The organism is Pacificibacter marinus (genome assembly GCF_018860665.1).
In the GTDB taxonomy this organism is placed as follows: Bacteria; Pseudomonadota; Alphaproteobacteria; order Rhodobacterales; family Rhodobacteraceae; genus Celeribacter; species Celeribacter marinus_A.
Genome location: NZ_JAHKPK010000038.1, coordinates 91,286 through 103,801, shown reverse-complemented (window position 1 = coordinate 103,801; position 12,516 = coordinate 91,286). Strand labels below are relative to the sequence as shown.

Below are 12,516 nucleotides of genomic sequence, written 5' to 3'. Positions count from 1 at the left end.
TCAGGTCTTTCCGAGTGCGCGTGCAAGGGCGGCGCCAACGCGTGTTTCGTCAAAATCGGCCCAACGCCCGACGACATGTTGATCCGGCCGGATGAGGTAAACCGCCGACTTGGCATCGCCAAGGTAGCGCTCTTGCAACGCGCCTGTTGGGTCGTCTGCTGACGTTAGGATCAAAGGTGTCACCGAGGGGCCGTCAAGTGTGAGATCCGCTGGCAGATCACAGTTGATGGTCAGAAGGGTAAACTCCGCACCCAATTGATCAAGCAAGAACCCATCCGACAAGGGCGCATCGCTGCAAGCACTGCCCGGACGGCTGCGTGCGGGAGCATCTGGCAGCGCATCAGCCGTGTTCAGGTTTGAACCATCATAGGTGCATGGCATCGACAAACGGCCAGAGTTGACCAAAGGTCGCGCAAAATCATGGTCTTCGACCAGATCGAGCACAGCATCACGAAACAACCTATGCGCAGGGTTGCGCGGCGTGAGGAAGTCGGCGGAGCGGCTGGAGTTTTTAATGTTCTCCATCGCGCCGTATTTGCGTTCCTCGTGATAGCTATTGAGTAAGGTGTCGTCGGCATGACCGTTGATGACAGCCGCCAATTTCCAGCCAAGATTATCGATATCCTGCATGCCGCCATTGGCCCCGCGCGCGCCGAACGGGCTGACTTGATGGGCCGCATCGCCCGCAAAGAGCACACGGTCATGGCGGTAGTCCTTCATGGTGCAGCAGCGGAATGTGTAGATCGACGTCCAGACCAATTCGAACTCAATCCCCTCCCCGATCATCGCCGCAACACGTTCGCTGATACGTTCAGGTTTCAATTCGGCCTCACGGTCAATATCCCAGCCGAGCTGGAAATCGAGCCGCCAGACATCATCTGGTTGCTTGTGCATCAAAGCGGTTTCGCCACGGTTGAATGAAGGGTTGAACCAAAAACGACGCTCAACTGGAAACTCTGCCTTCATCTTAATGTCGGCAATCAGGAAGTTGTCTTCAAACACGCGGCCTTCAAAGTCGAGCCCCATCATAGCGCGTGTAGGCGAGCTGGCCCCGTCACAGGCCACCAGATAGTCGGCCTCAAGCTGGTAAGGGCCGTCTGGCGTGTCGACCTCCAACGCCACATGATCGCCGTGCTGCGTCAGCGCCGTCACACAGTTTTTGCCACGGATTTCAATCGGAGCACCCGCCGCCTGTTGGCGGCGGATCTCTTCGACAAGGAACTGTTCAAAATAGGGTTGCTGCAGATTGATAAAAGCAGGGCGTTTGTGGCCGTCCTCAGGAAGCAGGTTAAAGGTATAGACCTCCTTTTCGTCCCGATAAACACGGCCGACATTCCACACCACGCCTTTATCCACCATCGGATCGCCACAGCCCAAGCGGTCGCAAATTTCCAACGTCCGCTTGGCAAAACAGATCGCACGGCTGCCGCGCCCGACCCCGTCGTGATCGTCCAGAACCAAACAGGGCACACCCTTTTTGCCAAGGTCCAGCGCCAGCCCCATGCCGACGGGACCACCGCCCACAATCACCACGGGGTGACGTGCGGGATTGGCGGCATCTTGCTCCGCGACTTTTTCATACGGGTACAGCGTGAAGGCCGTTTGATATCTGACAGCAACCATAGTGACTTATCCCTGAAGGGCCTCCCACATTTCCATATCGCGTTTGTCGGTCCAAATGCGGGGGTGGGCGATGCCGCGCGCTTCGTCATAGGCGCGGGCAACGTTGAACGGCAGGCAGTGCTCATAGATCGCATAATCCGCGAATTTCGGATCACATTCAGCACGCACCGCATCCCAAGCGTCTTTCAAACTGCCGCCTTTGACAGCCACACGCGCCGCAGGGGCATAGGTCGAGTTGACAAAATCACGAGTGCTCTCAATCGCGCGTTCAACGGCGTCTTTGCCAATCAATGCGCCGCCGCGCCCCGGTGCAATCGCATCAACGTCATAGGCTTTGATTGCATCAAGCGTGTTGCCCCAGTCTGCAAAGTGGCCATCCCCACAGTAGCAGGCGGAGTGATCTTCCACGATATCCCCCGTGAACATAACGTTCTGATCTGGCACATGAATAACCGCATCACCCGCAGTATGCGCACGGCCGATGTGCTTGATGTCAACGCGGCGCTTACCAAGGTAAACCGTCATGCTGTCGCTGAAGGTCGTGGTTGGAAGCGTCAGGCCGGGGATGCTTTCATGGCCTTCGAATAAACGTGGGAAGCGTTGGAACTCACTGTCCCAATCTTCCTGACCACGCTCCATCACCATGGAACGCGCCACGTCAGACATGATGATCTGCTGCGCGCCAAAGGCAGACGCCCCCAAAACACGCACGGCGTGATAGTGGGTCAAAACAACGTGGCTGATCGGCTTGTCGGTAACTTCGCGCACTTTCTCGATGACTTTGTTCGCCAAACGTGGTGTCGCTTGGGCCTCGACGATCATCACACTGTCGTCGCCAATGATGACACCAGAGTTCGGGTCCCCCTCGGCGGTGAAGGCATAGAGCCCGTCGCCGATTTCATCAAAGGTGATTTTCTTTTCAGACATGTCCCCTTGGGAAGCGAATGCTTTTGCCATGAATATGGTCCTTAAACTGGGAATGTTTTGGCAGGAAGAATGGTGCCAATGCAGGCCCCAAATCCGACTTGATAGCCGTCACCTTTTGCAGCGCCAGTCAGGGTCAAGGTGTCGCCATCTTCGATGAAAGTACGTTTTTCACCCGTATCCAAGGTCATCGGTTCTTTGCCCCCCCATGTCAGCTCTAGAAGCGAGCCGCGCTCGGATTTCTCAGGACCAGAGATCGTGCCAGACCCGATCAAATCACCCACATTCATCGCACAGCCGGACGAGGCGTGGTGCGCCAGTTGTTGAGCTGCTGAGTAATACATCCGGTTGTAATTGGTCTGCGCGATGGTGGTCGCAGGTTTCCCTTTTGGTGCCATCGTCACATCAAGCGCGATGTCATAAAGCATTGGGCCGGGCTCGACCAAATGCGGCAACAGCTCTTTCTCGCGCTCAGGCGTGCTGGTGCGGAAGGGCTCAAGCGCGTCTTTTGTGACGATCCATGGGCTGATGGAGGTCGCAAAGGCTTTGGCTTGGAACGGGCCAAGTGGTTGGTATTCCCAAGCTTGAATGTCGCGTGCAGACCAATCATTGAGCAATACATAGCCAAAGATCATGTCGTCGGCCTGCTGCACAGATACCGGATCCCCCATCGCATTTGATCCGCCGATGATGGCGCCCATTTCAAGTTCGATATCAAGACGCTTACAGGGGCAAAAAGACGGCACTTCGGCGTCAGGCGCTTTCATTTGACCGTTGGGGCGCACAATGTCCGTGCCCGACACAACGACGGTGGACGCACGACCATTGTAACCAATCGGGATATGCAGCCAGTTTGGCGGCAGTGCATTCTCAGGCCCGCGGAACATTGTGCCGACGTTCATCGCGTGGTGTTTGCCCGCGTAGAAATCCGTAAATTCGGCGACTTTGAACGGCATAAGCATTGTGACATCCACCTGTGCCACAAGGTAGTCCGGCAAAGCCTTCGCCCCTTCCGCCAAGAGTTCTGTCAAACGCGCACGCAAAGCAGCCCACGCCTCGGGCCCTAGATCCATCACGTCGTTCCAGTAGGGAACATCAAAAACGGAGGCGCCCAAATCGACCAAACCGTCGCTTTCAGCTTTGAACAGATCAAAGATCATATCGCCAATGGCGACACCGCAGCGCGGCATTGTGTCGGTATCAACGGCAAAAACACCGTAGGGCAAATTATTGAGCGGGAAGTTCGTGTCGGCGCTGTTAGCGCTTGCGACCCATGAGCGGAGCAATGTCATATGATTTCTTTCGCATCTGGTTGGTTGTCAGGGTGAGCGGCCGCAATGGCCGGAAGCGCAAGGCATTTTGCCGTTACACGTGTGAGTTTGGGAAAGGCCGTAAGGGGCACATCCCAGCGGTGCGCATTATACATCTGCGAAACGATACACAGATCAGCAAGGCTTGGTACATCGCCAAAAGCGAAGGCCGTATCGTTGGAAATTTGAGTTTCAATGGCAGCAAAACCTTGCGCCATCCACTTTTGCATCCAAGCTTTTTTTTGCGCTGGCGTGGCACCAAAATCGGCACCCAGCGCCTGAACGACCCGCAGGTTGTTCACCGGATGAATGTCCATGGCAACGCCGTGGGCAACGGCCAAAACCCGCGCGCGCTCAAGCGGGTCTTCGGGGATCAAGCGCGGCTCAGGCCAGATCGCATCAATGTAATCCAAGATGGCCATCGATTGCGTCAAAGCCGTTCCATCCTCCAAGATCAAGGTTGGCACCCCTGCCCCCGGATTGAGCTTGACGTAGTCCGGCTCAGATTGCGCACCTGCGACCAAATCGACAGGCACGGTCTCATAGGCCACGCCCTTGAGGTTTAGGGCTGCGCGCACGCGGTAGGATGTGGTGGATCGCCAGTAGCTGAAAAGCTTCATTTCACACCTGGCGTGCCGTCAAATTTCTTTTCCATATCGGTCCAGCAATCGATGTAGTCATCCTGAAGCGGCGCCTCTTTGCCAGCAAAAGTGGTCAGATGCTGGGGGAAACGGGTCTCGAACATAAAGGACATGGTGTTGTCGAGCTTTTCTGCCTTGAGTTCGGCATTCGATGCCCCTTCAAAAGCGTTCTTGTCCGGCCCATGCGGCAGCATCATATTGTGCAGGCTCACACCGCCCGGAATGAATCCTTTGGGCTTCGCATCATATTGACCGTAAATATTACCCATCAGTTCAGACATGATGTTCTTGTGGTACCATGGTGGACGGAAGGTGTTTTCGGCCACCATCCAGCGCTCGCGGAACAGAACGAAGTCAATGTTCGCTGTGCCCTCTTGACCGGATGGTGCGGTGAGCACTGTGAAGATCGAGGGGTCTGGGTGATCGAACAAGATCGCGCCGACTGGGCAGTATGTTTTCAAATCATATTTGCATGGCGCGTAATTTCCATGCCATGCGACAACATCCAGCGGGGACTGGTCGATCTTGGTTTCATGGAATTGCCCGCACCATTTGATGGTAACAGTGGACGGTACCTCACGGTCTTCAAAAGCGGCAACCGGCGTTTTGAAATCTCGCGGGTTCGCCATACAGTTCGCACCAATAGGGCCGCGGCCCGGCAGTTCAAATTTCTGCCCGTAGTTTTCGCAAACGAAACCACGGCATGGGCCTTCAAGCACTTCAACGCGATACACGAGGCCGCGCGGCAGAATGGCGATCTCTTGAGGCTCCACATCAATCACACCCAATTCTGTACAGAAGCGCAAACGGCCCTCTTGCGGCACGACAAGCATCTCGGAATCAGCGGAGAAGAAATAAGCATCAACCATGCTTTCATTCACAAGATACACGTGGGTCGCCATGCCAACCTGCGTGTTTACATCGCCAGCTGTGGTCATGGTGCGCATGCCAGTTATCCACGTAAGCGGCGCGTCTGTGTGAGGCACAGGATCCCAGCGATACTGGCCCAGTGACGTGACATCCTCGACCACATTCGGTGCGGATTTCCAATACGGCACATCGATGCGCGTGTAGCGATGCGAATGTTTCACCGAAGGACGAATACGATAACACCACGTACGTTCGTTTTGGTGGCTCGGGGCGGTAAACGCTGTTCCGGAAAGCTGCTCACCATAAAGACCATAATTGCACTTTTGCGGCGAATTCATCCCTTGGGGCAATGCACCAGGTAGGGCCTCGGTTTCGAAATCATTTCCGAACCCGGGCATATATCCTTCATGTGTCCCAAGTGTGGTCGGGGCTTGCTGCAATCCGTGTGACGCGGTGACTTTGCTCATTGGTGATCCCTTCTCTAAACTCACGTTTGGATATTTGTTGCATTTGTAACTATCAACGGGTATTTTAAAAAAATGATACAAAATGGCCCATTTCAACTCGATGAATTCATCCCCTACATGCTCAATCGTGCAGCAGAGACAACCAGTCTCGACTTCCAAAAAATCTACAAAGATAGCTACGGAATGCTGCGAACTGAATGGCGGGTTCTGTTTCACTTGGGACGCTATGGTGATCTCACGGCCAAGCAGATTTGCTCCATGTCAGATATACACAAGACCAAAGTCAGCCGTGCGGTTTCTAAACTCGAACGTCAGCGCTTCCTGCAACGCACCGAGGTTCCTACTGACCGCCGCCACGAAGTCCTGTCTTTGACCAAACAGGGAAGATCTGCCTTTGATCACCTACAGTCCGAAGCGTTAAAATATAACACCACCCTGCTGGAACGCTTTACCGAAGATGAACAGGTCATCTTGCGACGCTGCCTTACCGAGTTGTCAAAGAACAAATAACCGCCATCTCGCAGGCCTATCGCACGGACCGACATTCATCATTGGACCAATGCTTCACAGCGCATGGACCGCGGGCTTGAAAACGTAGGTGGATGTTTTGGATCCGTCAGGATTGGTCGATTGTTGTCAGGACTTTGTCGCCTTAATAGCGGCGTTTAGATCATCCTATAGGTCACGCGACAGACCCTATTGTCCTCATCCGCCATTGTCCTCGTCCGCCACTGCGCCAATGACTGAAACGACCCCCAGAGGATCAGACCCTTGCGCTGTCCAGCGGCAGCGCTGTGTCATCCTTCACTTGCTCCATCACGATTTGACTGTGGACACGGCCAATCGCGGGATGGGGCAACAAGGTTTTTTGCACCAGATCATTCAATGATGTCAGGCTGGAACAGTACACCCTAAAAATGTAATCCGCCTCGCCCGTTAACGTCCACGCTGCCACGATTTCGGGCTGGTCACACGTCAGGGTCTTGATTGATTGGTGCGTATCACCCGTTTGGGCAACGGTTTGTACTTGGATGAATGCCTGAACACCAAGACCCAACAGCGCAGGATTCAGACGGCAGGTTGTCGCAACGATATACCCCTCCGCCTCCATGCGCAGACGCCGCCGACCGATCTGCGATGCCGACATGCCAAGGTGATCGGACATCTCCAATGCCGACGCTTGGCCGTTTCGCTGCAAGGTCGCCAGTATTTGAATATCTTTGGAATCGAGTTTAGCCATGATGCAACTACGCATAATTTTGAAAAATACGCAATACTGACGCATACTTTGACAAAATAGCGCCCATATATGGGCGCCAAAAGCATCAGACATGACCTATCCTCGACACAAAGAGGAGAACAAACATGGGACCATTCCCCCACGACGCACCCAAAGCCACAATTTCAAATGAAAACCCAGCAGGCACGGATGGCTTCGAATTCGTAGAATTCGCACATCCAGAGCCTGACACACTGAGAGCCTTGTTCGACACAATGGGTTACATGCATACTGCGACCCACAAAACCAAAGACATCGAGCTTTGGCAGCAGGGCGACATCACCTATATCATCAACAACGACCCTAAAAGTCATGCACGCCGTTTCGTTGAAGAGCACGGCCCATGCGCCCCCTCGATGGGATGGCGCGTTGTCGATGCGCAGCATGCTTATGATCACGCTGTCAAAAATGGTGCCACACCCTATGACGGCGCAGATAAGACAATGGATGTCCCTGCAATCGTGGGCATCGGCGGGTCCCTTATCTATTTCATCGACACTTATTACGAAACAAACCCCTATAACGCCGAATTCAATTGGGTTGCCAAAACACACCCACAGGGCGTCGGTTTTCATTATCTCGATCACCTCACCCATAACGTCCACAAAGGTAACATGGACGTTTGGTTCAAGTTCTACGGCGACCTGTTCAACTTCAAGGAAATCCGTTTCTTTGACATCTCGGGCAAACACTCTGGCCTTTTGAGCCGTGCTTTAACCTCTCCATGCGGACGTATCCGAATTCCAATCAACGAAGATCGCGGCGAAAAAGGACAGATCGTTGAGTATCTCAAACGCTATAACGGCGAAGGCATTCAACACATCGCCGTGGGCGCCCATGATATCTATGACGCGACCGATGAAATCGCGCGACGTGGGCTGAAATTCATGCCAGCCCCGCCTGCCACCTATTATGAGCTGAGCAAAACACGTGTGGTGGATCACCAAGAACCGATTGACAGGATGATGAAACACGGCATCATGATTGACGGTGAAGGTGTTGTTGGCGGCGGCGAAACTCGGATTTTGCTGCAGATTTTTTCCAAGACGGTCATCGGCCCGATCTTCTTTGAATTCATCCAACGCAAGGGCGACGATGGCTTTGGCGAAGGCAACTTTAAAGCCCTATTCGAAAGCATTGAAGCGGATCAAATTGCCCGAGGCGTGCTTTAGCCGAACAGCAACGTGGCCAGCCGCATCCACTTGTCGCCAGATTAGGTTTGCGTAGCCCCAGTCGCTTGTCACTGGCTCGCCCCCCTGCCGAGCACATTTCAGCGCTCGGCAGGGGCAAACCAAGGTTTAGCGCGTTCTTTGCACGTTTGATTTAACGACTTCTGTCAACACGGACAAACGCTGCTCGGCGTTGCCTGTAGATGCGGCCTCAAAGGCCTCGACATCGGCACGAAAGGCGTCGAAGCTTTGCTCAAGTGCCTTGCTGGAAAGGGGTTGACGTTCGTGTAAATCCACAAAATTTTCTGCACTGGTTGCCAGAACGTAAAAGGCTGCGGCATGTTCGGGCTCGGACACAGCGCGTTCAAAAGCGACTTTGGCCACAGCCGCATAGGCGTGAATGCCACGGCCTTTTTCTGTCAACAGATCGAGAAGAAAAGTAAACATGAGTGTCTCCTTAGGTTAAAATGTCAGGCTGCGTGCGCCACCGTGATCGGCGGACCAGCCCAAAGGGTCTTGTAGAAACGCAGCGATGGTGTCGCGTTCTTGTTTGGTAAAACGGTTGTGAGTAACAGCGACATCCAAAATATCAGCCCAAGTACACAGCGCATGCAGGCGTATGCCCGCGCGCTCCATTGCGGCCCCGGTCTCGGCGAAAATGTCATATTGGAACAGCATGAACACATCTTGGACAACAAGCCCCGCCGCGCGTAGCGATTGGCAAAACCTCAACTTAGAGGCCCCATCTGTCGTCAGATCCTCGACCAGCAACACACGCTGCCCCGGTTCCCAAACACCTTCGATATGCGCCTGGGGGCCGAAACCCTGTGCGCGTTTGCGCACATATTGCATCGGCAATCCCGTCTCAAAGGCGATCCATGCGGCAAAGGGAATGCCCGCTGTCTCTGCGCCCGCAATCGCGTCGATCTGATCGCGACCAATATTGGCATCAATCATATCTGTCGCATATGCCATCAGCTTTTCACGCACCGAAGGAAAAGAAATCACCTTGCGCACATCGATATAGACCGGACTGGCAACACCTGAAGACAGGATAAAGGGACGCTCCTTGGCCACCTCCACCGCATGAATATCAAGCAAGGCCAGTGCCGTATCTTGGGCAATATCTATACGGGACTGTGGGCTGAGTGACATGGCAAGGGGTTCCTTCATGATGCCGCCCCCATATAGGCGGAAAGAATATCAACGCCCACCATAAAATCAGCGATTTCCATCGCCTCATCAGGATTGTGAGACCCGTTCCGGTTACGCACAAAGATCATGCCAGATGGCACGCCTGCCTGCGCGAAAACCGCCGCATCATGCCCCCCACCGGAGGCCATTTTGAACGCCTCACCGGTGACGCGCTCCATTGCCTGCGATAGCGCGTCAACCAAAGCATGATCCATCAAAGCTGGCGCAACCGAAACCGGTGCGCCAACGTCAAAGGTTACGCCACGGCTACGCGCGATGTCTTCCATCTCACCCGTCAAATAATCGCGCATCTGGTCCAAGGTCTCCGCATCTTGGGAGCGCACATCAAGTGAAAAGGCAATTTCGTCAGGAATACGCGCAATGGCATGACGGCTAGGGTCTGTGCCCACAACGCCAGAGGTCAGCACTAAATCCTGCCCCGTACTCAGCAAATGCTGCCATGTTCCATCCAAACGATGCATCAATTCGGCGAAGGCCAAAACCGGATCGTGGCGATAAGCACGCGGCACCGCGCCCGAATGTCCCGCCTGACCGATACAATGAATGTCACGGTACCGGAAATTACCTCGAATACCTGTCACCACAGCCGCGGGCAGATTGCGCTCAACCAAAAGCGGCCCCTGTTCGATATGCAATTCAAGGTAGGCGTCGATCTGGCTTAAATCACAAATCGGGCGTTGCGCCGCAATGGGGGCCGTGTCGATACCAAGCCCCTCCAAATGCGCATGTAACGCGCGTCCATCGCCTTTATGTGCGGCATTGAATTCACCCGCAGGCAGGCTACCGGTCAACATTTTTGATCCCAGGTAACAGGCCCCGAACCATGCGCTTTCCTCACCGCGCATAGCCAGTACTTTGACCGGTTTGGTCAACTGGCGGCGACCACGACGCGCCTCAATGAGCACCAAAAGACCTGCGATCACGCCTGCAAGCCCGTCGTAATTGCCCCCCATCGGCACGCTGTCCACATGGCTGCCGATCACCGTGTAATGCTCTGCCCCATCATGCTCAGGCAAGCAAAACCACAGGTTCTTACCCGCATCCTCTGAGACGCAAAGCCCCGCCTCATGCGCACGCGCAGCAAGATACGCAAGCGTTTCGCTTTCTTTCGCGGAGAACGCCGGACGGCTTACCCCGGCCGCGTCTTGAGACAGGGCGCGAATGTCCTCGAACATCTTCGCGGCCAAGTCTGATGCACTGTCTTTTGCGTGCCCTGTACTGTGATGCATCATTCAAACACCCCCGCGTTCGGCGCCTCAATGGAACCGATGATCTCATCAAGACTTGCCACGCCATGTTCTTGCATCCAGCTTTCAAGTTCAGTGATCAAACGCGCCATCGCGGTGGGCGATTGGAATGTGGCGGTGCCGATCTGTACCGCAGCAGCCCCCGCGATCAGAAATTCAAGCACATCATCGCGGGTAGAAATCCCACCGCAGCCAATAACAGGAATATCCACCGCATTGGCGCATTGATAGGTCATGCGCAGGGCGATGGGTTTGATTGCGGGGCCAGACATGCCCCCCATGACATTGCCAAGGCGCGGGCGGCGGCTTGCGATATCAACCGACATTCCAAGAACCGTGTTGGCGACCACAAGCGCATCTGCGCCTGCCGCCTGTGCCGCGAGAGCCACCTCGGCTGGCTCGCCCGTATTAGGTGTGAGTTTCGCCCAAAGCGGCAAATCGGTTTCGGCCCGCAACCGCGTCACAACCTCATGGGTCGTATCAGGCCGCATGGCAAAGGCATTGCCGTTGGCCTCGATATTTGGACAAGAAATATTCGCCTCAATCGCGGCCACACCCGCTAGACTGACTTCGCTGCACAGGCGCGCAAATTCGTCATAGGAATGCGCCGAAATGGACACGACAAGCGGCGCTTTGAAATCCGCCCAATAGGGCAACATCTCATCGCGGAAATAGTCGATGCCTTTGGACGGAATGCCGATAGCATTCAACATCCCCGATTGCAGATCACACACGCGTGGCGTGGGATTTCCTGCGCGGGTGCCGTGCATGATGGTTTTAAGAACATGAGCGCCCAAAACATCAAGATCAAACACATCGGCCAAATCTTCGGAAAAGGTGCCAGAAGCAGGCATGATGGGATTTTCAAGTGTGAGCGCCCCGATGCGGACCCTCAAATCTGCGTTTTGCACATCTTTCATCACATGGCCTCCGAAATAGGGAAAACAGGTCCTTCGCGGCAGACACGGCGTTGGATGATCCGATCACCGACACGGAAACTGCGTACACAGGCCTGACACATGCCAAGTCCACAGGCCATTTGTTGCTCCATAGCGATCTCGCCGGGAATGTCATGGTGCGCGCCGAGCTCTTGCAACAGACGCAAAAGTCGCGATGACCCACAGGTGTAAAACGCATCCACTTGACCCGCGTCAATGCGCGATTCAATGAGCGAACGCAAAGCTTCAGGTGTTGAACTGCCATCTTGGTCATGCACCACGATGACTTCGGCACCGTAGCTTTCGAACAGCTCAACAGACATCGCCAATTCAGGACTGCGGGCTGAACAGATCGCGGTCATTTTGCGACCCTTTTCTTTGGCCATGCGGGCCAAGGGGGCGAGTGTAGCAAGCCCCACGCCCCGCGCCACCAACATCAGATGTTGCCAGTCGTCCGGCATTGAGAACCCCTGCCCCAACGGTCCAAGAACGTTGAACGCATCGCCCTGTTCAAGCGTGGCAAGGCCGCGTGTCCCTGCTCCTGTCACCTTATAAAGAAACTCCAACCGCCCTGCGGCCTTGTCATAGCCATAGATGCTCATCGGGCGGCGCAGAAATGGTTGCTCGCCCAATGGAGCAGGACATAAAAGTTGAAAAAACTGGCCCGGCTGGCAATCGAGGATCTCTGTAGGAGCCTCCAAAGTCAGCAAGCGATACTCGCCATTCACAGGCGTATTCGAGACCACGCGACATGTGGCTTCGCAACAGCGGGGCCGCAGCCCCTGCGGCACAGGGACAGTCATAACAGTTGGGAAATGGGTCATAAGTCTGCC

General features: G+C 54.8%; 13 protein-coding genes. 2 read left to right on the top strand and 11 right to left on the bottom strand.

Annotated features, from left to right (window positions below; translation table 11 throughout):
• From KO497_RS11410 to hmgA, 5 genes are read right to left on the bottom strand one after another with little or no spacing between them, the layout of a single operon-like run.
• On the bottom strand, positions 1–1,623 hold the full coding sequence (locus tag KO497_RS11410; protein ID WP_215944095.1) for an FAD-dependent oxidoreductase: 1,623 nt from the start codon (positions 1,621–1,623) through the stop codon (positions 1–3).
• 6 nt (positions 1,624–1,629) lie between these two features.
• Positions 1,630–2,580 (bottom strand): MBL fold metallo-hydrolase, encoded by a 951-nt coding sequence (locus tag KO497_RS11405; RefSeq protein WP_215944094.1) that lies wholly within the window; start codon positions 2,578–2,580, stop codon positions 1,630–1,632.
• Between the two features lie 11 nt (positions 2,581–2,591).
• A complete protein-coding gene (gene fahA / locus KO497_RS11400; protein ID WP_215944093.1) occupies positions 2,592–3,839 on the bottom strand; it encodes a fumarylacetoacetase in 1,248 nt (415 codons plus the stop codon).
• Positions 3,836–4,477, bottom strand: a complete 642-nt coding sequence (maiA, locus tag KO497_RS11395; RefSeq protein WP_215944092.1) for a maleylacetoacetate isomerase — start codon at positions 4,475–4,477, stop codon at positions 3,836–3,838. Before maiA ends, fahA begins: the two co-directional genes overlap by 4 nt.
• Positions 4,474–5,835: a homogentisate 1,2-dioxygenase gene (gene hmgA / locus KO497_RS11390; RefSeq protein WP_215944091.1), complete on the bottom strand. Its 1,362-nt coding sequence runs from the start codon at positions 5,833–5,835 to the stop codon at positions 4,474–4,476. Before hmgA ends, maiA begins: the two co-directional genes overlap by 4 nt.
• Before the next feature lie 72 nt (positions 5,836–5,907).
• Between hmgA and KO497_RS11385 the strand changes: the two genes are divergently transcribed.
• Complete coding sequence (locus KO497_RS11385; RefSeq protein ID WP_215944090.1) at positions 5,908–6,345, top strand: MarR family winged helix-turn-helix transcriptional regulator; 438 nt, start codon at positions 5,908–5,910, stop codon at positions 6,343–6,345.
• 253 nt (positions 6,346–6,598) lie between these two features.
• Here the strand turns inward: KO497_RS11385 and KO497_RS11380 are convergent, their stop codons facing one another.
• Positions 6,599–7,075 carry an Lrp/AsnC family transcriptional regulator gene (locus KO497_RS11380; protein ID WP_215944089.1) on the bottom strand — a complete coding sequence of 159 codons (477 nt, stop codon included), beginning with the start codon at positions 7,073–7,075 and terminating at the stop codon, positions 6,599–6,601.
• Between the two features lie 125 nt (positions 7,076–7,200).
• On the opposite strand from KO497_RS11380, the gene hppD reads away from it, so the two are divergent.
• Positions 7,201–8,286 (top strand): 4-hydroxyphenylpyruvate dioxygenase, encoded by a 1,086-nt coding sequence (gene hppD, locus KO497_RS11375; protein WP_215944088.1) that lies wholly within the window; start codon positions 7,201–7,203, stop codon positions 8,284–8,286.
• Between the two features lie 126 nt (positions 8,287–8,412).
• Here hppD and KO497_RS11370 read toward each other — a convergent pair whose 3' ends face one another.
• The 5 genes from KO497_RS11370 to KO497_RS11350 are packed head-to-tail and all read right to left on the bottom strand — an operon-like array spanning position 8,413 to position 12,507.
• A complete protein-coding gene (locus tag KO497_RS11370; RefSeq protein WP_215944087.1) occupies positions 8,413–8,730 on the bottom strand; it encodes a hypothetical protein in 318 nt (105 codons plus the stop codon).
• Positions 8,731–8,745: 15 nt separating this feature from the next.
• Entirely contained in the window at positions 8,746–9,456 is a 711-nt protein-coding gene (locus KO497_RS11365; RefSeq protein WP_215944086.1) for an orotate phosphoribosyltransferase, read from the bottom strand.
• Positions 9,453–10,730 (bottom strand): Zn-dependent hydrolase, encoded by a 1,278-nt coding sequence (locus KO497_RS11360; RefSeq protein ID WP_215944085.1) that lies wholly within the window; start codon positions 10,728–10,730, stop codon positions 9,453–9,455. The genes KO497_RS11365 and KO497_RS11360 overlap by 4 nt, the downstream gene beginning before the upstream one ends.
• Entirely contained in the window at positions 10,727–11,665 is a 939-nt protein-coding gene (locus tag KO497_RS11355; RefSeq protein ID WP_215944084.1) for a dihydroorotate dehydrogenase, read from the bottom strand. Before KO497_RS11355 ends, KO497_RS11360 begins: the two co-directional genes overlap by 4 nt.
• Positions 11,665–12,507, bottom strand: coding sequence for a dihydroorotate dehydrogenase electron transfer subunit (locus KO497_RS11350; RefSeq protein WP_215944083.1), 843 nt, complete (start codon positions 12,505–12,507; stop codon positions 11,665–11,667). The genes KO497_RS11355 and KO497_RS11350 overlap by 1 nt, the downstream gene beginning before the upstream one ends.
• Between the last annotated feature and the right edge of the window lie 9 nt (positions 12,508–12,516).